This is a genomic window from Fibrobacter sp. UWH9, assembly GCF_900129715.1.
Taxonomy (GTDB): Bacteria; Fibrobacterota; Fibrobacteria; order Fibrobacterales; family Fibrobacteraceae; genus Fibrobacter.
In genome coordinates this window covers 39,285-63,854 of record NZ_FQWP01000009.1, presented here as the reverse complement: position 1 = coordinate 63,854, position 24,570 = coordinate 39,285, and the positions used below count along the sequence as shown (strand labels likewise).

Sequence of the window (24,570 nt, the reverse complement as noted above, 5' to 3'; positions counted from 1 at the left end):
ATGTCTTTCAAGGATGACCTCATCGATGATCTTTCCGGCTCGTTTTTTAATGAAGACGAGTTCGGGGAGATTGTTACCCTCGTGAGAGGCGGTAAGGAATATTCCTTGAACGGCTTGTATGATGAACTTCCTTTGCAAGGTGAGAATATGGGTGGTGGCATGGATGCCATTTCCCATAATCCTCGCCTTTTTGTTTCTGCGTCCTCTTTGCCAGGTGGAAAGCCCTGCAAGGGCGATGTTTTTGTTTTGGGTGAAAATGAATTCCACGAAGCAAAACGCGTTGTGGCTAAGGATGTTGAATTCCCGAAAGACGGTGTAGTGGTTTACTACATGAAGGATCGTGCAAGTGGCTCTAAGAACTCTGTCAGCAATTAAGCAGCTTCGCCATGCGGTAATCGATACGATTATCAATGCCAATATCGATGGCATTGGTGAGAATGTGTTTGAGGCTCGCAAAGATGATGCCTGGCCTGAGGAAGGTTCCTTTGCCGTTGTGTATACAGATTCCTTTAGTTTTGATGATCAGCGCACAAGTCCGAAAACTTACAAGTGCTCTGGTGGCGTTGTTGTTGATGTTGTTTGCCAGGATGAATGTGATTCTGTCAATGATATGCTCGATGACATGACTCACTCCGTTATCGCTGCACTCCAACCGCTAATGCCTAAGGAAGGCTTTTTCGGAGGCATTACTAAGCGGTTTGTACTGACTGGTGTCGAAAATAACTTGACTGCCCTGGGCGAAATGAACAGAGGTTGTCAGCGAATTACGTTCTCTACGGAATTTAATGTGACGATATCTGTTGGTGGACCTGCAGATGAATTTATTTCTGCTAATAACGAAATCTCCATGGGCGAGGGTTCCGGAAACAAGCAAAAGTTTACTACGAGAGTGAGGCGATGAATGGCTAACAAACTTTTTTTGAAACCGGCCGTAGGGCTGGCAGTTTATCTGCCTGCTCGTGGTCGTAATGTTCTGCCCGATGGCGAAAACATTGCTGTTGACGCCTATGTGGCTCGCAGAATTGCTGATGGCGAATTGGTAGAAGTTAAAACTGCCAAGGTGTCTGAGGTTAAAATCAACAAGAATACGGAGGGTGACTGATGTCTATTCAGTTCCAGGAAATTCCGGCAAATAATCTGGTGCCGATTTTTGCAACGGAATTTGACAATTCCCGCGCTGCCAAGGCGGGCCCGATGCCTTGGAAAAACATTTTGATTGGCCAGGCGACAAAGGCTGACGCACCCGCTAGTGTGACTCAGGTCTTTACCGACGCCGAAGCCGATTCCCTGTTTGGCGAAGGTTCCCAGATTGCGCTCATGGCTCGTGCGTTCCGTAAGAATGCAAAGAACATGGAACTCTACTGCCTTGCTCTGCAGGACGCTTCTGATGGTGTTGCTGCAACTGGTTCCATTACAGTGACCGGTACTGCTACCGAATCCGCTCCGATTTACCTTTTGATTGGTGGTCAGGCGGTGACCGTGACTGTTGTCTCCGGTGATGAGGCCAAGGATGCTGATGGGACTCCTGGTGTGGCTTCCAACATCGCAACTGCAATCAATGAAGTCAAGAATCTTCCTGTAACGGCTTCTGCATCTGATGGCGTTGTGACCATTACTGCAAAGAATAAGGGTGCCGCAGGTAATGACATTAGCGTTGTAGCGAACTTTAACGCAGGTGAAAAGACTCCCGCTGGCCTGACTATCACTCTTCCTGAAACCGGAACCCTTTCTGGTGGTGCGAAGGATACTGCATACAATGAAACTACCGTTGGTGCAAAAATTGCTGGCGAATGGTTCAAGGCTGTTGTAGTTGGCTGTGGTGACAATACTGCAACTGGCGGCGTTGCTTACATCAAGGAACTTCTGGATGAACTTTGGGGTGCAACCGTCCAACGCGATGGCGTTCTCTACTATTCCGTGGCAGGAACACTCTCTGCTTATACTACTGCAGGTGCCGCTCGCAATTCCCAGGTGATTTGCATTCCGGGCCTTGTGAAGACTCCGTCTCAGCCCTGCGTTGTTGCGGCTGCTTCTGCTGGTTGCATTGCCCAGTGCGCCCTCAATGATCCTGCCGTTCCTCTCAGCAACTGGCCGGTCTACGGAGTTGTTGCCCCGAAGAAAGATGACCGCTTGATTATGCCCGAGGCTAATTCCTTGCTCAAACATGGCGTTGCTCTTCTTGCCGCGGGTGACGACGGTACCGTGTACCTCAAGCGCTGCGTTACCACCTATAAGCAGAATGCAGCGGGTGTTGCTGATACCAGCTATCAGCAGCTCGAAAAGGTTCATACCTTGAGCTTCTTGCGCTGGGATTGGAATGCCTACCTTGGCGGGAAGTACCCCCATGCAAAACTTGCTGACGATGGTAACGAATATGGTCCTGGTCAGGTCGTTATGACTCCTTCTTTGGGCAAGGCTGAAATTCTTACCCGATACAAGTATTGGATGAGCAAGGGTCTTGTTCAGAATTACGAAGAATTCGCTGCAAACGTTGTCGTGGAACGTGATCCTGATGACGATACTGCGCTGAATTTCCTCATTCCTGCAGACCTTATTGACCAGCTCTTGATTTGCAAGAGCAAGATTCAGTTCAAGTAAGGAGGTGAAAGATGGCTGAACAGTTTGATGATGTCGGTGGTCTTTACACTATGTATGTCGATGGCGTTGAATTCCCGCTTAAGGGCGACCCTGAATTTGATGTCGGAGGCGAAAAGCGCACTGTAGTCCGCGGCAAGGACGGAAAGATGCACGGAACCTCTTTGGAAATTGTCGGTAGTAAGATTTCTGGTACTACCACGAATACTTCCGAATTGGATCTTGCTGCGCTCCGTTCTACCAAGGGTGCAACGATCACACTCCATTGCCCGAATGGCAAGGTGGTTAGCTTCCCTAACTGCGTGTTTACCGGCGACCTGAGTGTGAGTGGTGCCGAAGGCGAAGTCAGCTTTGAATTCTCTGGCGACGTCGCAACCGAAATCAAGTCCTAGAATTCTCCTTGGTTGGGGTAGCGTGTCGTGGCGAAGTCTTGAGGATTGATCTAGCTGCGGCACGTTCCTCATCCATTTTTTTTAACCAACCACAATCGAGGAAAAAATGAAATACAACTTTAAGAAAACTTTCCGCTACGGCAACGAAAATGTCGATTCCGTGGAACTCAAGGAAGAATACAATGCAGGCGATTTGATCCGTATTGCCAACGCCAACGGTAATGGTGACCGTACCGGAGCCATGCTTGTGGCTGCTACCGGCTGGCCGCTTCCGAAGGTGGCATGCATTCCTATTGCGGATGCTCTTGCCATTGCCGAGGCTATTACGCCTTTTTTCGGGATTGGCGAAACGGATGGGCCGGAGATGTAGCGGTTCTTGCTCTCAAGTTCGGTATGCAACCATCTGAAATCTATCGGATGAATGCTGCCGAACTTTCTTTTTGGTCGAAGTGTGCTGACGCCTATATCAAAGCTGAAAGTAAAGGAATTAAGTGATGGCTACTAAAGTTCTTGAGACTGTTATTTCTGTTGTCGATAAAACGGCGGCTCCTTTTGTGCTTTTTAACAAGCGCGTTGAACAGGCCTTAAGACCTGTTCATAAACTTGAACATTCACTGAAAAGGCTTGCCCGAGTCAGTGGTTTTAATGCATTGAAAGATGGCGTAAGAGAATTTGGTAGAAATTCAAAAAATGCTTTGCAATCGTTCACGAATTTTGGTACGAGTATTGGCATTGTGTTTGGTGCCGCAGGCTTTGCAGTTGCAAAACTTAACAAGGCTGTTTTGAAACTAAATGAAATTGAAGGAAATTCTGATTTATTTGGAATAGACGTAAAAGTTTATCAACAACTAGAGTACGCGTCTAAAATTGCTGGTGTGTCAATGGATTCTGTTGGCAATAGTTTGAAAAAAATGAAATTAAATGCAGTTGCAGGTTCTGTTGCGTTTGCTAAAGTTGGACTTAGTGCGAAAAAAATAAAAGCAGATTTGATGTCTCCTCAAAAGGCGATTGTTGATTTGGCTGATAAGTTTAAGAATGCTGGGTATACATCGTCTCAGAAAATTCAAATAGCTACATCAATTTTTGGAAAATCTGGTGTGGAAATGATTGCTCTTCTTAATGAGGGTGGTGATGCAATTCAAAAATGGATGAAAGAAAGTGAAAGATTTGGTTTAATGGATAAAGAGCAAGCTGATCAAGCGAAAAAATATGCCCAATCGTTGGCAAGATTGAAAGCTACGTTTGATCTTCTTGTTAATAGTGTCGGGATGAAATTTCTTCCTGAGCTTCTTAAACTGGTCGAATCGTTGACTGAAGAATTTCAGAAGAATAGTGGAAAGTATTTGGAAGCTTTTGATAAGCTTAAGGAGTCGGTGCCTAGATTCGTAGATTCACTTGTGAAAAATATGCCAAAAATAATTGACTTTTTGGGTGGATTTTTAGATTTTATTGGTGGACTGATTGATAGATTTGGAGTTGCGGCACCAACTATTACTGTTGCTTTTGGCGGAATTGTTATGCCTTTGTTAGGCATAATTACGAGTATATGCAAAATTTTGTGGATGCCGGTAAAGTTGATTTTTTCTGCTGTTAATTTTGTATTTCGTTTGATTGGTAAGCTGAAGCCTGTTGGCGTTCGTGTTTTGAATTTTTTAGGAAAAGTTTTGTCTTTTATTCCTAAGATTACAAAATCGTTCAAGTTTTTGACTCCTGCTGTAAAAATGTTTGGTATGGCGTTTAAAACCGCTCTTGGTCCGTTAGGATGGGTTTTGTTTGCCTTCGAAGCTCTTGAACCTTTGTTGGATAAAATATCTGAAAGATGGTCTGAAATGAGCTTTACAAGTTTTGATGGTTTGATACACTCTCTCGAAATTGTTGTTGAATGTACCAATGAATGGCTGGATTCTCTTGGGCTAGTCGGAGACATTATTAAGGGAATAGGTACGGTTGGAAATAAGATTTTTGACGCATTTTTGGGCGGTCCGGATTTTTCGGATATAGGCAAAGATGATTTGGGCTCTATGGTGTTTGAAGCGGCGAATCCTGAAAAAAGTGTTGGTAAATCAAGTTTGTTTCAAACTAGCACCACTAAAACGGTCAATAATAATACCAAGCAAACAATGGAAGTTTTGTTTAAGGGGTTTCCGCAAGATTCAATTGAAGTAAGACGTCAAGGTTATAAAGACGCTCTTTATGGAAATATGATCATGCCCTCTTTTTAAAAATATTGCAATCTTTTGTGTTTTTGTATATATTGTCATAGGGTATATATGAAAACGTTGATTGAAATTGCCTTGATGATGATTCTTCCGTTGGTGTTGCCGATGGTTGTTAGCATTGTGTCTGCAGTTTTTGCATCAATCGTGCATTTCTTTTCAAGAAATACTGTGCTCTTGTTTGTTTTTGCGATGGCGTCGGCTGTTTTCTTTTATATGTCGTTTAAGTGGTCTTTGTGCTTTCCTGCCTCAATGGATGGCGATTGGTTTGCTCGAGACATTATCCCATTTTTAAATGTGACGTTTTACTAGCATTTGGCTACATCAAATCGTATGTTTGACGAAGAAATCGTTAAACATGGCGGCTTGTTTTGGCTTATATTGACTCCCTGCAAAAGGTAATGATTCCTGTAAACGGTGTAACCGTTGAATGTGTTGCTGCGTCCTACAAGGGCGTGCCGTTTTTCTTTGATACTTCGGATTATTCCGGCGGTGGCCGCAATATCCAGACTAACAGTATTCCGTTTTCGGACAATCATGTGAACGAGGATACTGGTAAAGGGGTCGCCAAGTATTCTTTCAATATTTACTTTCTTGGCGAAGATGCCGAAAGTAAAAAGAATGATTTCCTGAAGGCTTGTAATGAAGCTGGTCCAGGCGAATTAGTCCATCCGTATTTCGGGGTGTTCAATGCACGTTGCGAAGGTGGCGTAAACCTATCTTACAGCAATCTCCAGGAATACATTTCTGGATCCGTCACATTTGTTCCGGAAAATGATTTCGAGATAAGAAATGTCGAGGTTAGTCTTTCCGGAAAGACAAGACAAAAGGCCGGGGAACTTCGCAAGGTTTCTGCAACGAAATTTCAGGACTCTTTTAAGACGTCTGGAAAGAAAAAATCGATTCTCGACAATGCTGTTGAAATTTCGAGAAAGGCTGTTGATGCCGCGTATTCTTGCCGTAAGGTTGTTCAGCGCGCCGCTGAATATGTTCGTATGGTTGGCCGTATAAAGTCTAACATCCAGGCTGTAATTCTTGCTCCTGGTGATTTTGTAGCTCGCTTTCAGAATTTGGTGACGATGTCGGCTGAAATTCTAGGTGTTGACGTCGATAAAAAAGAATCTCTAAAGAACGCTCTTGATCTTATGTCTTTTTCGCTTCCGTTCGTGGACGAATTTCATCCGCAAATTGCTGCGAATAAAATGGCGATGGTCTCTCTTGTTCGTATGACTGCAGCTTCTTCTGTGGCTGAAAATCTTGTTGAATGCGAATTCTCTAGTGTTGATGAGGCTGAACGAATTCAGGATGATGTGTATGATGCGTTTGAAAAGATGCTATCCGAAACGGATGATCCTGAACTTTATGTGGTCGCCCAGGAACTTGAAGCTTCTGCTCTCAAGTATCTTCGTGATGGATTGAGCAATATTCCCTATGAAGTTGGTGTTGATATTCCTGCATCGAACAATCTTCTGTCCATTGTTTATGGGGTCTACGGGAGCCTGGATCTTGTTGAATCAGTCTTTGAACGAAATGGTTATCGAGACCCTTTGATGATTAAACCTTCTGACGGATGTTTGGTTCTTTGCAATGATTAAAATTATCAGAAATGGTGTGGCTATTCAAGGGTGGAAATCCGTAAGTGTCGGCTTGTCGCTTTCGACGCTGTGCAACGGATTCAACCTGAGTCAGTTTGTTGCGGATAACTTTGATTCTCCAGTGTTGTTTCCTGGCGATGAGGTCCGTATTGAAGTTGACAGGGAGCTGCTTATTGAAGGTTTCGTAGACAAGATGGAATCGTCGTTTTCTTCTGGAAGTCATGACATTTCTATCAGCGGCCGTGAAAAGACTTGTGACCTTGTTGACTGTTCTCTGAAGGAATTTGGGCTGTCTTGGAAAAACAAGACTGCAGAGCAAATCATCAAATCCGTGTGTGATTGCTTTGGTCTATTGTTTCAATCTAATGGCGTTAAGACGGATGGGACCATCGCCAAGTTTTGTCCGGATCCTGGATGTACTGGAGCTGATATTATTTCCGACGTGTGCAGGCAGAAATGTGTCGTTTGTACTTCTGCCGGCGACGGAATTGTCAAACTTGTAAACGATGATTTTGACTATGCCGAAGATTTTATTCGTCAGGGAGTGAATGTTGTTTCTGCGAATGTGACATTTGACAATTCGGAACGTTATTCCGATTATGTTGTTCTTTGTTCAAGCGACCCTAAAACAAAGAGACGTGGTGAAGGCTTTGATGGCGAGATTACTCGCAATCGTTGTCTGGTAGTGGTTGACGAAAGTTACGGCACTGTTGATTCCGCAAATCAGAAAGCTTCGTTTGAGGCACTTAGTCGTTCTGCCCGTTCGACCACGCTGAATGTCAGTATGGTTGGGTGGAAACGCTCTAACGGTAAATTGTGGCGCCCAGGTGTCCTTGTGGACGTATTGATTCCCGCCTTCTTTGGAAAGAATGTGCAGACTCTTCTGGTGAATTCTGTTGAACTCTCCTACGATTCGTCGGGTTCCGTAGTTGATTTGGAATTAGTCCGCAAGGATTATTACTCGCAACCTCCGAAAAAGAAAGTCAAGAGAAAAGCAGACCCGTGGGCTGACATTCGTAAAAAGACTGCATTGTATGAGGCCAAGAAATGATGGATCGACTTCTTAATCCAATCAAGTCAAGGATTAGGCTTATGATAGCCCGTGCTGTCATAAGTGCCTGTAAAGGGTCCTCCGTTGACATTGACCTTCTTGCGGGTGAATCCAGGGAAGATGTTGACTTTTATCAGCAGTACGGTTTTACGAGTAAGCCCAAGGGCAATGTTAAAGCCATTGCGTTGTTCGTTGGTGGTTCTCGAGATAACGGTGCTGTTGTTGCTTGCCGTGGTGAAGATTCTGATATGGATGTTGACCTTGAAGAAGGTGAAGTTGCCGTGCATTCTCCGTTCGGTTCGGAAATTATCTTGAAAAAGGATGGGTCTATATTACTTCGGTCGAAAGACGGTTCCGGCAAAGTGCGTGTTGAAGGGAATTTGAATGTGACCGGAGGCGTCTTGGCTTGCAAGGATGTTGCTGCAGGTTGCACCGATGTTGAAGGAACTGTGGTTGATGCTGGCGCAGTGCATCTTCTGCTTCATGTTCATCCGTCGGCTGTTGGCCCGACGTCGCCATCGAAAGGCCCTTAATTTTAATGTGACGAAAATATTTAATTCATAATGGTTGCTGTCTATATTCGTTCCTATGAGCGACTTGCTGCTGGAACGAAGAAAAGACGGCTTTTTTGACCTGTGCTTTGAAAATGGTGACTTGCTGATGGGCGAGTCTCTCAAGAATGCCGTGCTTCTGTCTATCGGTTCCATGGCCCGCAAAGTCTCAGGTTTCTCCGGAAAGCTTCAGGATGATGGATGGTGGGGTGAACCGACTTTTGAGGGTGATAAATGGGGTTCTCTAGTTCATACTCTTTTTCAAAATCGTGGTGACTCGAATACGGTCTTGCTTGCCCGTCAGTATGTCAAAAATTCGCTACAGTGGCTGATTGATGACGGTGTGGCTTCTGATGTCAATGTTGATGTTCGTTGTGATGCCGAATCTCTCGATATAGATGTTTCCGTGCTTAAGGGTGAAAAGGTTGAAGACTACAGGTTCAATATGTTGTGGAATGAGGTTTTGTGATGGCTTTTTCAGTTCCGACTCTTAACGAATTTGTTCGTATTTCCGAAAATAAGATGTCGTCTGCTTTTGGTGGCGAAAGTTCTGTTCTTCGTAAAAGCGTAACGAAGGTAATTGCCCGTGTATTTGCGGCGGTGGCATACCTCGTTGTGCTTATGTTGCAGAAAATGTGGCGAAATTCTTTTGTGACGAGTTGTGATGTGGAAACGCTCTTGAGTAATGGTGTGGATTTTGATTTGCCCAATAAGCCTGAAGGTTACGCTCGCGGCCGCATAATTGTTGGGTCGGAAAATGTATATGCACGAGTTTTGCAAGGAACTATTTTCTCGACTCCGTCTGGCGAAGAATTTGAAGTTGTTGCCGATGTTGTTCTTTCCGGTGGAATAAACGGAACGCCTGTTGGTATTATTGCCATTGAGCCTGGCGAAAAAGGAAATCTTTCAGCCGGAACCGAATTGAATTTTAGGGATGTTGAGCCTGAAGGCGTTAAAAAAATTGCCTTTGTCGACTCCCAGGGACTTGTCGGAGGTATTCGGATTGAAGTCCTTGTTAACGGAAATGTTGAGTATTGGGGCGAAACTGTTGAGCAGTATCGAGAACGGATTTTGAATTTCAAGAGAAACCAGCCTTGCGGTGGTTCTGATAACGATTATAAAAGCTGGGCTGAAAGATTTGGAGGGGTGTCCCGTTGTATTCCTCTGCGGAATTGCCCTCATGTTGGTGCTGTAACGTGCGTTTTGGTTCATTACGGTGATGATGATCATATTGCGGTCAATGAGGCTGTTGTTTCAGAAGTTCGTGATTATGTTACCGATGATGTTCGAAGGCCTGTTACCGCCGATGTTCGAGTCGTTTCCTGTACGGAAAAAAGTTTGAATTTTGAAATCAAGATCAAGCCGAATAATTCCGATGTACAGAAGTCTGTCATGGATTCTCTGCGAATTGCGTTAAGAAATTATAAACCTGGAGAATTTGTCGCAAATTCGTCCTTGACGGCGGAGCTAAAATCTTCCTCCAGTGCGGAAAAAGTGGCCGTGTATAAAGTTAACGGTTCGACGCAAGGTTTTTCTCTTGCGAAATCTGAAGAGTCCGGTTATGAACAGCCTGTTGTAGATGGCGAAGTGACTTGGAGTTCTTATGCTGATTCGTAATTACGCTGGTAAAGTTGTTGTGCAGGGCGGTTCTGTGTATGTGTACGGAGCTGGTTTCTCGGGCAGTACGAAGGCGTGGTTCGGAGATTCCGAAGCTGTTGTCTATGACTATGACGATGGTTTTATTCAGGTGATGGCCCCCAAAACAGTGGGAATTTTGAAACTTTATGTGGGCGACTCCGGTGCAAATCGCAAGTTTGTTGGAAAAGTCGATGTGACGGATGATACGAAAAGATTGGCTCTGGATAATGTAGCTGACCATCCGGAAAGTGATTTTGAACAGAATGTCTGCCAGTCTTTGTTGGGACTTTTGCCTCGTGGCTTTGCCTGGTATAAAGGTTCGGATGGTTTATTTAGTCGTCTGATGCTTGGAATTGCAGGGGCCGTTGTAGAACTTTATCGCTTGATCGCTGCTTATAGGACAAATGTTTCGCCTACTCATACAGATTCGGTGACTGATTTTGAATCGGAGTTTCGCTTGCCGGAAGAAGGCGTTGAATACGAAGGGAGCGACAGCGAACAATCGAAGAAGAGGCTACTTGAAGTTTATAGAAAAGCCTGTAAAAAGGGTGGTTGTACTATTCTGTATTTTAAGTCTGTCGCTGCGCTATTCGGTATAGATGTTGAAATCTATGAGTATTGGAAAAATCCAGAACGTTTTGATGGCGTTCAAGATGCTCCGGAACGCCTTAACTTTTATTGGATGATTAAGCAGAATATCCCGTTGAGTGATGTGAAATTTTTCGACTGTCAAACGGAGTGTAATAAGCCACTTCACTGGTGGGAAAAGGCTGCTTTTGAAAAGTTAATCAATGCGTCGATTCCGTCTCATACAAGATGTTTGTATGCCTATGGAGAAAAGGGGTAACTTATGCATAAAATTGATACAGATACTGCTGTTAATTCTGAATTTACTGATGGTGTCCCGGAATCGGGCCAGCCAGCTACCCGCCTGAACGCCTCCTGGTTCAACACCATCCAGCGTGAACTCGTCAAAGTTGTCGAGTCTGCAGGCATTGCTCTGTCCAATGATGATGATGACCAGGTGTATAAATCGTTTCTTAAGATTATTATTGCTTCTGTATTTCAGAATCAAAATCAGGGGGCTGTTTGGTTGCGGTCCGATGACGGGTTTGAATCTGTTTTAAGTTCTGAGGGTCTTGATTTCAAAAGTCCTCGTGGGGGTTTGACCGTCAATGTGTCTTCTGACGGCGTTGAAATAAAAGGTAGAGATGGCTCGACTAAGGTTGGATATGGTAGTGTAAAGACAGCTTGTGTTGATTTTGGGACTCATAAAATCATTGTTAATTCTGATGGAACCATATCTATCGTTAATCCTGACGGAACCGAAGGCGTACTTAAACTGAGTTCTGTGTATGCGTCTGGTCCTTGTCAAGTCCAAGGACCCGTTTTTGTTGGCGGTAAATTGACTTGTGACGATTTCAGGCTGAAGTCTGGTACATCATGTATGATGGAAAGTTCTTTGAATGGGATTACCGTTAGAGGACTAATGATTTTCAAGGATTATGCTGAGGGTTATTATGGTGGTATTGATGCAACGGGCCAAATGATCGCCTGTGGCGAGCTTCGCGCGGATGTTCTTTTATCCAGATTGATCGAAGCAAGAACGTACACGGATCTTTTTTATCCGTCTGTAGGTGTTATTGATACTTACTGCTCCGGCTTACGGAATGATGGCCAGCAAATCTTCGTCCGTAATGGGACTGGTGAAGACCAGACTAACGATGCGTGGGGATTGACTGTGTTTGCTGGTGATGTACTTCATTTTATTCGCTTCAAAGGAACTTGGCGTAGGGTGCTTTAATGGATTGGGAAAAAGAATTGGTAGATGGTCTAATTAAGGCCAGCAATGACAATTTGTCTCTTAAAGACGAATCTTCTCGTAATAAGGCTATCGAAAATTTCGCGGATCCAATCGCAAAGGCTATCAAGCGTGGGTCTTCGATTCGTGTACTCGGCTCTGCTACTTGCCGTGAAATCAGCCTCCTTGAGGATATGTCAGATGGTGATATTTGGACTGTAAAGGATTCTGGTTCCATCCGAAATCCAGATGGTTCCGTGCTTAATGTGCAGGCCGGCGATCTTGTGCGATATGATGGTTCTCAGTGGACGCAGTTCCTGCATCTGGATCTATCGGGTTATGCTACGGATGACGAACTTAATAGCGCTATTAGAAATTTGTCGAATAACGTTGATGTCATGCTGTCAGGGAAACAGGATTGTTTGACTTTTGATACAACCCCGACCGAGCACAGTAGCAACCCTGTCACCTCCAACGGTATCAAGGACTATGTGGACAGTGCCGTGACGGGCACCTACAAGTATCGTGGCAGTGTGGCCGCATCGTATGTTAACGGCCTAACCAGCCCGTCCAATGGAGATGTGTACAACATCAACGAGGCGGGCGAGATTACCAATGGCGAAGACGGCAAGCCCATGTCCGTATCTGTGGGTGATAATGTCGCCTGGGTGGATGACCCTGTGCAGCACAAGTCCTACTGGGACCGTATGGCTGCAGAGCTTGATCTGAGCAACTTCGTGGAGTTCGATGATATCGCAACTGCGAACATGACTGGCGTGGTCAAGTCTAGCACGGCCACGGGCAAGGTCAGTGTCGGCACGGACGGCACCATGAGCGTGAACGGGTGGAGCGACAAGGCGGACAAGTCTCACTCGCATGCAACTACCGACATTACGGCTACCACCTCGGATAAAGGCAAGGTACTGCAGGTTGGCAGTGACGGCAAGGCGGCATGGGCAACACTTCCAGTCGATTCCGCACTGTCTAGCACAAGCGAAAACCCAGTCCAGAACAAGGTGGTCAACGCTGCGCTGAATGGTAAATTAAACCATATTACGGATGCGACAAAAATTACTGGAACGATTAAAGGGTTCACTTCTTTTGAGATTCCAGCCACATACAAGACTGGTGTAACTGGTTCCTTTGTTCGGCTGTGGGATGTTACCTCATTTCGAGATGGTTCGATAGTCAATCTTGACAATGACCATGTAGGCTTTAAGGGATTCTTCATTGCGGGCAAAAATCAAGGATTTGGTGCACCTACTGTCGTGGAAATCGCATGTAAGGTTGCGTATGACCAAAGCACAACTTATCTGTTCTCGTCTAGTAATACCTACGGTCCTTGCGTTTGTAGCAGAATGGAGGATGGGGTAAAGAAGTATTATCTAGGTATCTACTATGATAACACCTTGTATTCGGATCAAGGTGCTTCCCTTGTCGGATTCTTCTCGTCTTACGCCAGCAGGGATACATTCTCTCATAAGATTTTCTTTGGCGATTATACTCCATGGGTGACATATCCAGCTTATGAGTCGCTGTGGAAAAAGGAACAGTCTTGGGAGAGCCTTGTAGCGGCACAACGCCTGTTCAAACCCCGTTCGCTCGGAGTGAACCTTGCACGCACCGCAGCCTCCACATTTGACGGCTCTGCAAACCAACTTGAAATCCCCGTAAAGGGCACCCTCCCTATTTCGCATGGCGGCACTGGAGCAAGCACGAGCGTAGAAGCTGAATACAACCTACTGAACCACGTTCAAAATCTTGATAACATTTTAAGCGACACTAGACGTTTTGCAATCCTCAACCAGAATAAATCTGCGGCAAACGGAGTATTCCGATGGTACAGCCTACAGACTCTGTGGAATTGGATTGCGACACACCTCGGTTCTCTTGCGACCAAGGATGACGTGGCATGGTCGGATGTGACTGACAAGCCCACGACCTACACCCCGTCCAGCCACAGCCATACCAAGTCCGACATCACTGACATGCCGACCGACTACCTGACGGGTGGCAGCCAGACCGCAACATCTACGGCAGACGGTGGCACCAATACCTTCACCTTCACCAGGGCGGATGGGACCACTGCTACCTTCAATGTCAAGAACGGCACCAAGGGCAGCAAGGGTGACGATGGCAAGACATGGCTACCCACCGTGGCAGCCAATGGTGACATCAGCTGGACACAGAGCAGCACGAGTACCGCACCTGCCACTGTCAACATCAAGGGACCCCAGGGCGTCCAGGGAATCCAAGGCGACAAGGGTGCAACTGGTCCTCAAGGCCCTAAAGGCGATAAAGGAGATACTGGTGCAACCGGCCCTCAAGGTATCCAAGGTGAGACTGGTCCTCAGGGTCCAAAGGGTGATAAAGGTACTTGGGAAGGTATCGTGGACACAGCCATGTCCGACACTAGCACCAACCCTGTGCAGAACAAGGTGGTGAATGCTGCTCTTGATGAGAAAGTTAACGCAAATACAGCCATAACCGGTGCAACCAAATGTAAGATTACTTATGATAGTAAAGGATTAGTAACAGCCGGTGCTAACTTGGCCGCATCTGATATTCCGTCTCTTGCAGCAGACAAGATTACATCCGGTACTTTCGCCGATGCACGTATCGCTTCTGCAGATACATGGAATGCTAAGGCTAATGATTCGTCTGTAGTACATAATACTGGTAATGAAACAATCGCTGGTAGAAAGACTTTTACATCTAACCCTATCTTCAATGCGTCAAGTGGCAATACAGATATTCAGGCATACAAGCCAGGGACTACCACACAGGAACGTTGCTCATTGACTTATACTACTGATTATAAAAGAGGTATATGGGACAACAAGATAGGTGGTTTTGCCTTACTTATTGACAGTAGCAATCAAGTTACGTTGAACGGAACCGCAAGCAAGGTATCGCAGAGTATCGGTACAGGTGCCATCGTGTCAAGAGATAGCGATGGGGACCTCAGATATGCCTACGATTTTTTCAATACAGTCGGTGACGACAGCAACGGAAATATTCTTGCAATCAAGTCTACCGATGTCCGAAGAGCTAGAGTGCGTATGCAGTCCAGGGGTACTAGCTATCATGCATACTTAGGCCCTCAAGATAGATATACAGCTGAACGTGAGTTCACCTTACCTAATAAGAGCGGTACACTCGCATTGACTAGCGACATTCCGAGCACAGCCAACTTTGTTGCAAAGTCTGGCGACACGATGACTGGAGCGTTGACAGTGGGTGGCACCGTTGAGGCGACTGCCAGTAGCGATGGCAAAGCCCGTATGTATATCACAGGTGCCCTGGGCAGCTACGGGTTCTTGGGCGAGGCAAGTGGTGATAATACTTATAACGGGATATACGCCTGGGGGTATGGATGGGTGATCAAGTCCCGTGCGGGCAACAACCAGTTTTTGGGTAACGCATCCACGGCTGATACGGCATCCGTTGCGACCATCGCATCCACGGCCAACCAGTTTGCTGTTGCTGGCTCCACGGCCAATGCCGTCCTTACGGCCAGCTTGACGGGTACCTATGTTGACATTACGAGTAACATCCAGACGACCGGGGGTACCTATAGGGGTGTGGCTGTCAGCTACGCCAAGGATGCAGACACTGTAGACGGCAAGCACATCGTTGTCGGTAGCACCCTGGGCACTGCTGCCAACACAATCTACTTCATTCAGTAGGAGGCATTGATGGCTAACAACGTATTCACCAATGGTGCATTCATGTACCTTACGAGCCTGGGTTACCCTAGGTGCTATAAGGTAGCCGACAAGGACCATTACTATTTCTACCCGTTGGTCGGAAGGAACATGTTCGCCTGGGAGACAAGTGACCCCACGCCACCGACAGTCACCATATCCACACGAAATGCAGATTCCGCAGGTCGCATGGGTGTGTCTGTATCGGGGAGTGAGATGGACAACATTTTTGCCGTGTCAAAGTCCTCCTCAGCAAAGGACACCACCGCAACCGTGTACAAGGGCGGGACGAAGCAGAGTTGGACGATGCCATATTCAATGACTGGTATACAAGGTAGCCCGCTCGTATTCATAGGCATGACGTATCCCTCAAGCACATACTCCGATAACACGATGGGAGGCAGACTCGCATCCGGCAATACGGCACACATAAGCAACATATCCAGCAGCAACACGGCATTCCCGAACGGTGTCGCCTATAGCAATGCGATGCTGGTGCGGGTATCCAGTGCTGCCTCGAGCTATTCGTTCAGATACTACTCGGAGTATTACGAGGGCACTGACGGGATGGAGATTATGACCTATGGTCAGACGCAGGGTACGGGTACGAATTTGAACAGCTTCACTGTTGAGGGGGACACGTCACACGTCTACTATTTAATCAAGGGCGGGCATAACTACGTGAGCAGCGGTTACAACACGCCCGTGGGCAACGGTTTTGCCGTGAGTTATACTAAGACAAACTCCTCGCTTGCGATTGAGATAATGGCCGTATATATGTCCGCCAAGGGTACATAGCTTGTAAACAAATATTACTGCAATGGTGACTTATGACAAAGCTACTTGAATTAATAGGAACAGCAGCATCCAAATACGGCCTCTTCCCTGCCGTGTCCATCGTAGCTCTTCTGCTCGGTGGATACGGCTTTTATACCGCCCAGATAAACGCTAAGGCTATCCAGTCGCAGGCTGTCGACATTGCAAGGCTGGAAGCTCGGCTTGATGCCAATACCGAAAAACTTAGCGATAGGCTGGATCGGATTGAAAAAGCATTGATTGAACAAACAACTCAAATCAAACTGCTGATTGACGGTAAGCTGGTGGTGACGAAATGAATGGAGACTACATCATAATGCTAGCGATAGCCGGTGCCGTGGCAATCGTGGCGACAGCACTAAAAGGAGATGACGAAGATGATGAAGGTTAAATCAACTGAGATTATCGAAAAGTTCCGATTTTCGGATCCAGACAAGAAAGAAGTAAGAACTGCCTTCGATAATTTTTCTTTCTGTGCTCGGTGTGCCATTGACGGCGAAGATGGATGTTTATGGTTCTTTGTGTATTCCGGATGCCGTTACAACGGAGCGTCAAACAAGCTTGGCTGGCCGATTAAGAGATTTTACGGCAACGACAAGAAGGACTGTTGTGGCCTTGGGCACGACCTTTTTTTTGCACACGGTGGCTATGTTGAAGGGCTGAAGCGCAAGATTACCTTCAGCGAGGCCAATGACTATATCCGCGGTGCAATGAGGGAGGCTGGATTCAAACGTTATGAGGCCGGGATTGTTGACCGCGCGGTTCGCATACCTCTTGTGTACCTTCTGCATTGGGGCAAGAGAAACGACAATGATCAGATGCACCTGTTCAGCAAAATAGTGTGGATTCCTGGAGGCGAAAAATGAATTTCCCTGAACATTTTTCTTTCAAAGAGTTGACCGCTACGTCTACTGGCTTGGCTAATGTCCCGGATTGGGACGCTGTTGAAAATCTCCGTGACCTGGGTTTGTTCCTTGAGAAGGTTCGTTCTGCACTTGGCGGAGTCGCCATTAGGGTGAATTGCGCATTTCGTTCAGAGTCCGTAAACAAGGCTGTAGGCGGTGTAGCTACTTCGGCTCACCTTCGTGGCCTTGCAGCTGATATATGCGCCTGGAATGGGAAGGAATTGACCAACAGGGCGCTTTATTCCGTGCTTGTCAAAAAAATTGGAGTTATTGATCAACTTATAAGCTATCACAAGACCGCTGGAGACTTTAATTCTCCGATACGTTTTATCCACGTTGGCCTTTCGTCAAAACCGAGGAACCAGGTGCTAATCAAATGACTCGTGAAGAAATCTCGGCGAAACATGATGCAGCAGATAAACTTTGCCATCGTTGTATCCATTCTTATTGCCGGATATGCATAAGCTGCGTCTTTGGTTCTCGATATCAAGGACCTACTCCGTGGAATAAACGCTAGAGTTTCGGGATCGCGTTTACAGCCCTTTGACGTCCTTTGTCGAGGGCCTTGGTGTAAATCTGCGTTGTCGTGATCTTGGTATGTCCCAGCAGCTTGCTGATGGTGAACAAGTCCGCTCCGTTATCCAGGCTGATTGTCGCAAAAGTATGTCTACTGACGTGAAATGACACGTTCTTCTCGATGCCGGCAAGTTTAGCCCATTGCTTTATCTTCTTGCCGTACCATGTCTCACAAGTGGGGAAGTCTATAAATACTCTATCACCGGTCTTTTCGGGCATAAATCGTGCCGCATTTGGACTGATGGGAATCCTGACGAACTCGCTTGTCTTGTGCTGACGGAGGACTATCCATCCGTTGTCTATGTCGGACCATTTGAGTGTCCGTACGTCATTAAGCCTCAATCCAGTAAAGCACGCGAACATGAATGGGTTCTTAAGCCTGTCCGGAAATTCTACTGCCGCCATAGCCCTCAGTTCTTCGATAGTGAGAAAACGTCTGTGGCCAGGTTCCGGCTTTGGAGTCAGTCCGGAAAAGTCCGGTCGGTGACTAATGATGTTGTCCAGTTCGGCTCGATGCAATACAGCCTTAAGAATGTTGACTCGTCCACAGACGGTGTTCGTTTTGTGACCCTTGCCGAATAGAAACTTGACGAATCCGGCAAACCATGATCTATTGACGTCGACGACGCGGGTATCTGGACGGAATTCACGGACCATGGCACAGAAATTCTTTCGACTTTGAACCCATTCCTGGTTGGTGGAATGTTGTGTTGTCCCCATGGTGTAGTCTATCAGAGAGATGTGCTCGTTCTCGGTCCTGATTTGTATACCCTTGTCCGCCATGTCCAGTTCCTCGGATTTCTTCCGGGCGACTGCTTCGGCGAGCTTTAGGGTGTTCTGGTTTGCTATCTTTTGGGCGCTGGTTTTAGGGTTCTTGACCAGGAACAGGTTTAGGCTTTCGCGATGCCGTTTGCCGTCGACCGTGTAATTAATCCAAAGCGGGATGCGCTCGGACTTTGCGTCCGGTTTCTGGAAAACGGTGACCCTTGAACTTGTTGAACGTGACCTTGACATATTGCACTATCTCCGTGACCTAAAAGTAATCGTGACGAAATCGTGACCGAAAAGATAGATAGACGTTATTAACTGCGTTTAACTGAATTTAAAAAAGTTTTGTAAATGCTGTTAAATACTAGGTTTGATTCAGTTAGTAAATTTTTTGTGATAATGTAGCGGAAAGAGTCCCTCTGGCACTATAAAAAAAGATCCGTAGCGGGAATGCTACGGATTTTTTGCGTATAATGGGCCTGTTTGAGGCCTTATTCTGGCTTTGTTGAATGTTTTTTGTAAGTCAGATGTATTTTTGTAAAAGAAAAGTTATATTTTTTGTTCAGTTATATGGTTTTGGAATTTGGATAAACGGGATTTGGTTTAAATGCGGCTTTTCGATGAAAAGAAGATCGTTCGTTTCCTGCTGATTTTTGCAGGAATTTTCTTTGCTGTGTTTATACCGGAGCTGGTACGCAGTATCCATAACGTGTTTATGGTGGTACCTTACGTGCTGTCGGTCTTTTTCCTGTTCCTGGTGGCATTCACTTATAAGTTCCCCATTGTGGGTAACCGCAAGAAGATGCGCAACGATGTGAATATCGTGCCGCCGCCAACCATAACTTCTTACCCGACCCGAGATCTTCAGCGAGATTTGCTGGAACGCGACGAACTGTTCCAGATGATGGTAGACGTTTCTGCCAACGGTTTTTGGACGTTCGACGTGGTTAGCGGAAAGGTTTACTGGTCCCAGAAGGCTCTTAAGCTGCTCATGGCCGAAATGGTCAATGTGGACGATACCTTCGACGTGATGCGAACCCGTATTGTCGAAATCGACTGGGAAAATTTCCGCGAAGCCTTGAATGGCGCCCTGGAACGCTGCGAAAACTTCAATATCAAGATTTCACTCCAGAATGCGGTTTCCAAGGGGCACCGTCTGCAGATTTCTGGACATGTGCAGAAGAACGAAGAGGGGAGGCCCATTCGTGTGATCGGTTCCCTGACCGAGGAACTGGATCGTTTTGCCGCAGAAAAGCAGAACTATTATTATGTCTACCAGGACGCTCTGACGGGTGTCTACAACCGCAAGTTCTTCTTGGAAAAGCTCAAGGTAGACGTGGACATGGCCCACCAGAATCCCAATTATATTTTTGCGGTGGCCCTCCTGGATATCGATAGTTTTGGTGCGATCAATACGTCGTTCTCTATTAACGTAGGCGACAACGTCTTGCGTGTCATGTCGGAACGTCTTAAGGCCCAGTGCCGCAGCAACGATTCCATCGCCCGCATTGGCCCCGACGTGTTTGCAATTATTTTGCACGGCATCCGCAGTACCGATAGCGATGATGATGTTCTGCCAATTGTACGCCGCATTCATAATGCGGTAAAGATGCCTATTCAGATCGATGGCCGCGAACTTTATATCAGCGTGTCTATGGCGGTAGCCCTGAACCGCGACGTGGATTGCGTCGAAGATATTCTTGCCAATGCGACGGCCAGCCTCCGCGAAATGAAGAAGGGCGTTAACCACGGCGATATCCAGTTCTTTAGTGGCCGCATCCGCGAAAAGGCCATGAGGCTCTATAAGCTGGAATTTGAAATCCGCCGTGCCATTCAGGATAGCGAATTTATCTTGATGTACCAGCCCATTGTAGATACCGGTGCGAAGGACAAGGTGGTGGCCTTTGAAGCTCTGGTTCGCTGGCAGCAAGAAGAAAAGGGGATTGTCTCGCCGGCCGAGTTTATTCCCATTGCCGAAGAAACGGGCTTGATTATTCCTATGGGCGCCCAGATTTTGCGCATGGCCTGCAAGCAGGCTAAGCAGTGGGTGGACATGGGCTACAAGGACATTCAGGTTGCTGTTAACTTCTCGGCTAAACAGTTTGCCCTTGATAACATGGTGGATGACATCAAGCGAGTGCTTATCGAGACTCAGCTCCATCCCCGTAACCTGAAGCTGGAAATTACCGAATATACCGCCATGTGCGAGGCCGAAAAGACCATCGAGATCATGCGCGCCCTGTCGAATATGGGGTTGCAGATTTCCATTGACGATTTTGGTACGGGTTACAGCTCCCTCTCTTACTTAAAGCGCTATCCGATTCATACGCTGAAGATGGATAAGTCCTTTATCGATCATATGACCGAAAACGAGGAAGACGCCACGTTCGCCCGAATGGTAATCGGTATTTCTAAGTCGCTGGGTTTGGACCTGGTGGCCGAAGGTGTCGAAACCGAAGAACAGCTGAACTTCTTGAAGGAAGAGGGATGCCGCCTGATTCAGGGTTTCTATTTCAGCAAACCTTTGACTACGGGTGAGGCCCTGGCTTATCTGGAACAGCACTACAAGCCGTAGACTTTCAGCCTAGATTCCGTAACACTGGCGAGTATTTTCGCGACATTGCCTGTAGAGTTCGTCTACAGGTATTTTTTTGATGTCCGAAAGCATCTGGGCGGTGTAGGGAATGAATCCGGAATGGCAGGTTTTTCCGCGGTGGGGCACGGGGGCCATGTAGGGGGAATCTGTTTCTAGCAGGATCTGGTTGTAGGGGACCAGCATGGCGGCGTCACGGACGTTCTGTGCACTCTTGAAGGTGACGATCCCGGTAAATCCGATGAACACGTTTGCGTCTAGGGACAGAAGTTCTTCGACGAATTCGGGAGAACCCGTAAAGCAATGTACGTGGATGTTGCGGTCGTGCAGGTTTGCGTTACGGAGAATGGCCAGGGCGTCTTCGTCGGCTTCGCGGAGGTGGAATACCAGGGGCTTGCCGGAGTCTATGCCGATAGACAGCTGACGTTCAAAGAGTTTGCACTGGTCGATTTTTTTGTCGGCGCCGTAATGGTAGTCGAGGCCGATTTCGCCACAGGCGACGCACTTGGGGTGCTTCAGGAGGCCTGCAATGCGGGCTTCGTCGTCGGGAGTGGTGACGCTGACGTATTCCGGGTGGATTCCGAATGCGCCGTATACGAAACTGTATTTTTCGATAAGCTCGACGCCTTTGTCTAGATCCTTGGGGTCGCAGGCCACGTGGATGAATGCTTCGGGCATGCGTATGTTAGGGTCGGGCGTGTTGGACTTGGAGCTGCTCCAGCTTTTTTGGCTACTGAGGTCGGGAATGGGGAAGGCGGCTGTGCTGGTTGAATTTAAGCGTGCGGCATCCGTTGCGGCCTGCAGGCGGGCAAAAAGTGCATCCAGCGTTTCGCCAGAATATTCCTCGTAAGCATCCAAATGACAATGAGAATCGATAAACATAACAGGTACGAGGTCGCGGCGTTGCCGCTTTGAGGTGAGAGGGCGCATCCTTCGGATGCTTTGAGGTTTGAGGGGTTTCCGCATCGAGCCTCAGAGGGCGCGAAGCGACCGGCCTCAATACTTAATAACTTACTTCCACGATTTCGTAGGTGATTAGGCCTTTGGGGGCCTGTACTTGCACTTGTTCGCCTTGCTTCTTTCCCATGAGGGCTTCGCCGACGGGAGACTTCATACTGATCTTGCCTTCCAGCGGGTTGATTTCCTTTTCGCCTACGATGCTGTAGATGCGTTCGCGCTTGGTCTTGATATCTTTCATCTTGACGGTAGCGCCGAATCTGATGGAGCCGTCGTCAGAGGCGGGGGCGGCAACCACCTGGGCACCGTCCAGGATTCGATCCAGTTCGCGGAGGCGGCGGTCGATTTCGCGGACTCGCATACGGCCATAAGTGTAGGCTGCATTTTCGCTACGGTCACCTTCGGCAGCGGCTGCCTGGACCTGGTTGATCATGGCGGGGCGTTCCACGAACTTCAAATGTTCCCATTCCGCCTTGAACTTGTCAAAACCTTCTTGCGATATCAGATGTTTCATGATTAAAAATGTAGAAAAATTGCTATCTTTGCAAACCATATGAGTGTTTTAGATAGAATCCCCAAAAGACGTCAGGAATCCAAGTATAAGCGCCTTAGCCGCATTTATTACAATAGAATGTTCCCGAGGCGTCACGATGCTCTGGAAGTGGCCTGGTCTGTATTTGTGGGTGTGTTTATTGGTGTGAGTCCCACCTTTGGCGTTGCCATCATTATGACTGTGGCTACTTGCGCCTTGTTCAAGTTGCCCAAGGTTCCCGGTGTCATCGCAGATTTTGTGGCTAACCCGGTCACTCAGTTCGGCTTTTTCTATCCGGCAGGTTATGCTCTTGGCTGTGCCATTGTGCAGCCCGAAGCCATCAGTTTTGACTTCCTCAAGGAATTCGAACAGGTCTCCTGGAGCAATTTCGGTACGATCATGGGTAACCTGTGGCACAACGCTTCCGGTCACCTTTTCGCCTTCCTGGTGGGTATCGAAATTATTGCCACCATTACTGGCTTTATTTTCTTCTTTATCGCCTACTTCGTGGTGGGCTACCGCAAAAAGAAGTGGCTTGCCGCCAAGACGGGCTATATTCACAATCTGATTGCCGAAGATGAAGTTTTAATCAAAGAAACACGCAACAAAGGAAAGAAACCTATGATGCACATCTACCCGTTCAAGGCTCTGCGCCCCGTTGATCCGGCCGAAGCCAAGAACATCTCCGCTCTCCCGTACGACGTGATGAACCGCGCTGAAGCCAAGGAAATGGCTCAGGGCCTTCCTCACTCCTACCTCCGCGTTACCCGTTCCGAACTGGAACTGGACGACAGCCTGGATGCATACGATCCTAAGGTCTATGCCCACGCTCGCGAAAACCTGGACAAGATGATTGCCGATGGCGTTATCGCTCACGACAAGAAGGACTGCCTTTACATTTATCGCCAGACCATGAACGGCCGCGAACAGTACGGTCTGGTTTGCTGCGTTCCTGCAGAAGACTATTTCAATGGTACCATCAAGAAGCACGAACTGACCCGCGCAGACAAGGAAGAAGACCGTCTCCGCCACGTTCTCGGCACCAACGCCAACACTGGTCCGGTGTTCCTGACCTACCGTGACGAAGGTCAGTTTGAACTGCTGGCAGACGTTATCAAGACTGCTCCCACCTATGACTTCGTTACCGAAGCTGATGGCTTTGGCCACACTGTGTGGGTTATCGAAGACGACGCCAAGATCGCCGCTATCCGCAAGGCTTTCGAAGCCGTTCCCGTGAGCTACATCGCCGACGGTCACCATCGTAGTGCTGCAGGCGCTCGTGCCGCTAGCTACCGTGCCGAAGAAGCCAAGAAGGCCGGCACCTACACTGGTGAAGAAGAATTCAACCGTTATCTCGCTATCCTGTTCCCCAGCACCCAGCTGAAGATTTTGGACTACAACCGCGTTCTCAAGTCTCTGAACGGCCGTACTCCGGAACAGCTCATGGCTGAAATGGAAAAGGTCTTTGACATTGCTCCGCTGGCTGAAATGCAGAGCCCCGCAAAGCAGAACCAGGTCAACTTCTACATGGGCGGCAAGTGGTATGCTTGCACCTTCAAGGCTGAATACCTCCAGAACCTTGGCCCCGTAGATAGCCTTGACGTGGCTCTCCTCCAGAAGCTCATCCTGAAGCCCCTCTTCGACGTTGATGATCCTCGTACCTCCAAGAACATCGACTTCGTCGGTGGTATCCGTGGTCTCGGCGAACTGGTGAAGCGTGTCGATAGCGGTGAATGCGCTTGCGCATTTGCCATGTATCCGACCACTCTGGATCAGCTCATGAACATCGCCGACGCTGGCGAAATCATGCCGCCCAAGAGCACCTGGTTCGAACCTAAGCTCCGCGACGGTCTGCTGGTTCACACTCTGGACTAATT

At 47.4% G+C, this 24,570-nt stretch carries 25 protein-coding genes and 1 pseudogene; 22 read left to right on the top strand and 4 right to left on the bottom strand.

Annotation, left to right across the window (positions count from 1 at the left end; genetic code table 11):
- From BUB94_RS09240 to BUB94_RS09145, 20 genes are all read left to right on the top strand, one after another.
- Positions 1–375 carry a head-tail joining protein gene (locus tag BUB94_RS09240; protein ID WP_073236266.1) on the top strand — a complete coding sequence of 125 codons (375 nt, stop codon included), beginning with the start codon at positions 1–3 and terminating at the stop codon, positions 373–375.
- Positions 347–901, top strand: coding sequence for a hypothetical protein (locus BUB94_RS09235; protein ID WP_112132387.1), 555 nt, complete (start codon positions 347–349; stop codon positions 899–901). The genes BUB94_RS09240 and BUB94_RS09235 overlap by 29 nt, the downstream gene beginning before the upstream one ends.
- Positions 902–1,102, top strand: coding sequence for a DUF2635 domain-containing protein (locus BUB94_RS09230; RefSeq protein WP_073236260.1), 201 nt, complete (start codon positions 902–904; stop codon positions 1,100–1,102).
- The gene (locus BUB94_RS09225) at positions 1,102–2,598 is read left to right on the top strand and encodes a phage tail sheath subtilisin-like domain-containing protein (RefSeq protein ID WP_073236257.1); all 1,497 of its coding nucleotides are present in this window, start codon (positions 1,102–1,104) and stop codon (positions 2,596–2,598) included. Before BUB94_RS09230 ends, BUB94_RS09225 begins: the two co-directional genes overlap by 1 nt.
- Positions 2,599–2,609: 11 nt before the next feature.
- Positions 2,610–2,987 (top strand): phage tail tube protein, encoded by a 378-nt coding sequence (locus tag BUB94_RS09220; RefSeq protein ID WP_073236254.1) that lies wholly within the window; start codon positions 2,610–2,612, stop codon positions 2,985–2,987.
- A 106-nt stretch (positions 2,988–3,093) separates the two neighbouring features.
- The gene (locus BUB94_RS09215) at positions 3,094–3,357 is read left to right on the top strand and encodes a hypothetical protein (protein ID WP_073236251.1); all 264 of its coding nucleotides are present in this window, start codon (positions 3,094–3,096) and stop codon (positions 3,355–3,357) included.
- A gap of 124 nt (positions 3,358–3,481) precedes the next feature.
- Positions 3,482–5,209, top strand: coding sequence for a phage tail tape measure protein (locus BUB94_RS09210; protein WP_073236248.1), 1,728 nt, complete (start codon positions 3,482–3,484; stop codon positions 5,207–5,209).
- Between the two features lie 48 nt (positions 5,210–5,257).
- Positions 5,258–5,515 (top strand): hypothetical protein, encoded by a 258-nt coding sequence (locus BUB94_RS09205; RefSeq protein ID WP_112132389.1) that lies wholly within the window; start codon positions 5,258–5,260, stop codon positions 5,513–5,515.
- A gap of 89 nt (positions 5,516–5,604) precedes the next feature.
- Entirely contained in the window at positions 5,605–6,798 is a 1,194-nt protein-coding gene (locus BUB94_RS09200; RefSeq protein WP_073236241.1) for a DNA circularization N-terminal domain-containing protein, read from the top strand.
- Positions 6,791–7,849 carry a phage baseplate assembly protein gene (locus tag BUB94_RS09195; RefSeq protein WP_139260179.1) on the top strand — a complete coding sequence of 353 codons (1,059 nt, stop codon included), beginning with the start codon at positions 6,791–6,793 and terminating at the stop codon, positions 7,847–7,849. Before BUB94_RS09200 ends, BUB94_RS09195 begins: the two co-directional genes overlap by 8 nt.
- Before the next feature lie 41 nt (positions 7,850–7,890).
- On the top strand, positions 7,891–8,382 hold the full coding sequence (locus BUB94_RS09190; protein WP_175549706.1) for a phage baseplate assembly protein domain-containing protein: 492 nt from the start codon (positions 7,891–7,893) through the stop codon (positions 8,380–8,382).
- Positions 8,383–8,437: 55 nt separating this feature from the next.
- Positions 8,438–8,869, top strand: coding sequence for a phage GP46 family protein (locus BUB94_RS09185; RefSeq protein ID WP_073236233.1), 432 nt, complete (start codon positions 8,438–8,440; stop codon positions 8,867–8,869).
- Positions 8,869–10,017 (top strand): baseplate J/gp47 family protein, encoded by a 1,149-nt coding sequence (locus tag BUB94_RS09180; RefSeq protein WP_073236230.1) that lies wholly within the window; start codon positions 8,869–8,871, stop codon positions 10,015–10,017. The genes BUB94_RS09185 and BUB94_RS09180 overlap by 1 nt, the downstream gene beginning before the upstream one ends.
- Positions 10,004–10,885 carry a putative phage tail protein gene (locus BUB94_RS09175; protein WP_073236227.1) on the top strand — a complete coding sequence of 294 codons (882 nt, stop codon included), beginning with the start codon at positions 10,004–10,006 and terminating at the stop codon, positions 10,883–10,885. Before BUB94_RS09180 ends, BUB94_RS09175 begins: the two co-directional genes overlap by 14 nt.
- A 3-nt stretch (positions 10,886–10,888) precedes the next feature.
- Entirely contained in the window at positions 10,889–11,842 is a 954-nt protein-coding gene (locus BUB94_RS09170; RefSeq protein ID WP_073236224.1) for a hypothetical protein, read from the top strand.
- Positions 11,842–15,528 carry a collagen-like triple helix repeat-containing protein gene (locus BUB94_RS17380; RefSeq protein WP_175549705.1) on the top strand — a complete coding sequence of 1,229 codons (3,687 nt, stop codon included), beginning with the start codon at positions 11,842–11,844 and terminating at the stop codon, positions 15,526–15,528. The genes BUB94_RS09170 and BUB94_RS17380 overlap by 1 nt, the downstream gene beginning before the upstream one ends.
- 9 nt (positions 15,529–15,537) lie before the next feature.
- Entirely contained in the window at positions 15,538–16,344 is an 807-nt protein-coding gene (locus BUB94_RS09160) for a hypothetical protein (RefSeq protein WP_073236221.1), read from the top strand.
- A 32-nt stretch (positions 16,345–16,376) separates the two neighbouring features.
- Entirely contained in the window at positions 16,377–16,661 is a 285-nt protein-coding gene (locus BUB94_RS09155; protein WP_073236218.1) for a hypothetical protein, read from the top strand.
- A gap of 78 nt (positions 16,662–16,739) precedes the next feature.
- Positions 16,740–17,228 (top strand): hypothetical protein, encoded by a 489-nt coding sequence (locus BUB94_RS09150; RefSeq protein WP_088658822.1) that lies wholly within the window; start codon positions 16,740–16,742, stop codon positions 17,226–17,228.
- Positions 17,225–17,647, top strand: coding sequence for a D-Ala-D-Ala carboxypeptidase family metallohydrolase (locus BUB94_RS09145; RefSeq protein WP_073236212.1), 423 nt, complete (start codon positions 17,225–17,227; stop codon positions 17,645–17,647). Before BUB94_RS09150 ends, BUB94_RS09145 begins: the two co-directional genes overlap by 4 nt.
- A gap of 133 nt (positions 17,648–17,780) precedes the next feature.
- On the opposite strand, the gene BUB94_RS09140 is transcribed toward BUB94_RS09145, so the two are convergent.
- Positions 17,781–18,563, bottom strand: a complete 783-nt coding sequence (locus tag BUB94_RS09140) for a tyrosine-type recombinase/integrase (protein ID WP_254793714.1) — start codon at positions 18,561–18,563, stop codon at positions 17,781–17,783.
- Between the two features lie 63 nt (positions 18,564–18,626).
- Positions 18,627–18,857, bottom strand: a pseudogene (locus tag BUB94_RS17500) (Arm DNA-binding domain-containing protein); the annotation flags it as partial.
- Between the two features lie 361 nt (positions 18,858–19,218).
- Here BUB94_RS17500 and BUB94_RS09135 point away from each other — a divergent pair.
- Positions 19,219–21,186, top strand: coding sequence for a putative bifunctional diguanylate cyclase/phosphodiesterase (locus BUB94_RS09135; protein WP_073236208.1), 1,968 nt, complete (start codon positions 19,219–19,221; stop codon positions 21,184–21,186).
- A 9-nt stretch (positions 21,187–21,195) separates the two neighbouring features.
- Here BUB94_RS09135 and BUB94_RS09130 read toward each other — a convergent pair whose 3' ends face one another.
- Positions 21,196–22,086 carry a TatD family hydrolase gene (locus tag BUB94_RS09130; protein WP_073161299.1) on the bottom strand — a complete coding sequence of 297 codons (891 nt, stop codon included), beginning with the start codon at positions 22,084–22,086 and terminating at the stop codon, positions 21,196–21,198.
- Between the two features lie 121 nt (positions 22,087–22,207).
- Positions 22,208–22,675: a transcription elongation factor GreA gene (gene greA, locus BUB94_RS09125; protein WP_073161331.1), complete on the bottom strand. Its 468-nt coding sequence runs from the start codon at positions 22,673–22,675 to the stop codon at positions 22,208–22,210.
- Between the two features lie 39 nt (positions 22,676–22,714).
- Between greA and BUB94_RS09120 the strand changes: the two genes are divergently transcribed.
- Positions 22,715–24,568, top strand: coding sequence for a DUF1015 family protein (locus BUB94_RS09120; RefSeq protein ID WP_073236205.1), 1,854 nt, complete (start codon positions 22,715–22,717; stop codon positions 24,566–24,568).
- The last annotated feature ends 2 nt before the right edge of the window (positions 24,569–24,570 follow it).

Coding starts and splice junctions, on each gene's coding strand:
- BUB94_RS09200 (WP_073236241.1), top strand. CDS start 5,605: ATGATTCCTGTAAACGGTGTAACCGTTGAATGTGTTGCTGCGTCCTAC.
- BUB94_RS09195 (WP_139260179.1), top strand. CDS start 6,791: ATGATTAAAATTATCAGAAATGGTGTGGCTATTCAAGGGTGGAAATCC.
- BUB94_RS09120 (WP_073236205.1), top strand. CDS start 22,715: ATGAGTGTTTTAGATAGAATCCCCAAAAGACGTCAGGAATCCAAGTAT.
- BUB94_RS09215 (WP_073236251.1), top strand. CDS start 3,094: ATGAAATACAACTTTAAGAAAACTTTCCGCTACGGCAACGAAAATGTC.
- BUB94_RS09170 (WP_073236224.1), top strand. CDS start 10,889: ATGCATAAAATTGATACAGATACTGCTGTTAATTCTGAATTTACTGAT.
- BUB94_RS09240 (WP_073236266.1), top strand. CDS start 1: ATGTCTTTCAAGGATGACCTCATCGATGATCTTTCCGGCTCGTTTTTT.
- BUB94_RS09160 (WP_073236221.1), top strand. CDS start 15,538: ATGGCTAACAACGTATTCACCAATGGTGCATTCATGTACCTTACGAGC.
- BUB94_RS09150 (WP_088658822.1), top strand. CDS start 16,740: ATGATGAAGGTTAAATCAACTGAGATTATCGAAAAGTTCCGATTTTCG.
- BUB94_RS09145 (WP_073236212.1), top strand. CDS start 17,225: ATGAATTTCCCTGAACATTTTTCTTTCAAAGAGTTGACCGCTACGTCT.
- BUB94_RS17380 (WP_175549705.1), top strand. CDS start 11,842: ATGGATTGGGAAAAAGAATTGGTAGATGGTCTAATTAAGGCCAGCAAT.
- BUB94_RS09130 (WP_073161299.1), bottom strand. CDS start 22,086: ATGTTTATCGATTCTCATTGTCATTTGGATGCTTACGAGGAATATTCT.
- BUB94_RS09230 (WP_073236260.1), top strand. CDS start 902: ATGGCTAACAAACTTTTTTTGAAACCGGCCGTAGGGCTGGCAGTTTAT.
- BUB94_RS09175 (WP_073236227.1), top strand. CDS start 10,004: ATGCTGATTCGTAATTACGCTGGTAAAGTTGTTGTGCAGGGCGGTTCT.
- BUB94_RS09220 (WP_073236254.1), top strand. CDS start 2,610: ATGGCTGAACAGTTTGATGATGTCGGTGGTCTTTACACTATGTATGTC.
- BUB94_RS09155 (WP_073236218.1), top strand. CDS start 16,377: ATGACAAAGCTACTTGAATTAATAGGAACAGCAGCATCCAAATACGGC.
- BUB94_RS09205 (WP_112132389.1), top strand. CDS start 5,258: ATGAAAACGTTGATTGAAATTGCCTTGATGATGATTCTTCCGTTGGTG.
- BUB94_RS09190 (WP_175549706.1), top strand. CDS start 7,891: ATGATAGCCCGTGCTGTCATAAGTGCCTGTAAAGGGTCCTCCGTTGAC.
- greA (WP_073161331.1), bottom strand. CDS start 22,675: ATGAAACATCTGATATCGCAAGAAGGTTTTGACAAGTTCAAGGCGGAA.
- BUB94_RS09185 (WP_073236233.1), top strand. CDS start 8,438: ATGAGCGACTTGCTGCTGGAACGAAGAAAAGACGGCTTTTTTGACCTG.
- BUB94_RS09180 (WP_073236230.1), top strand. CDS start 8,869: ATGGCTTTTTCAGTTCCGACTCTTAACGAATTTGTTCGTATTTCCGAA.
- BUB94_RS09225 (WP_073236257.1), top strand. CDS start 1,102: ATGTCTATTCAGTTCCAGGAAATTCCGGCAAATAATCTGGTGCCGATT.
- BUB94_RS09210 (WP_073236248.1), top strand. CDS start 3,482: ATGGCTACTAAAGTTCTTGAGACTGTTATTTCTGTTGTCGATAAAACG.
- BUB94_RS09140 (WP_254793714.1), bottom strand. CDS start 18,563: ATGGGGACAACACAACATTCCACCAACCAGGAATGGGTTCAAAGTCGA.
- BUB94_RS09135 (WP_073236208.1), top strand. CDS start 19,219: ATGCGGCTTTTCGATGAAAAGAAGATCGTTCGTTTCCTGCTGATTTTT.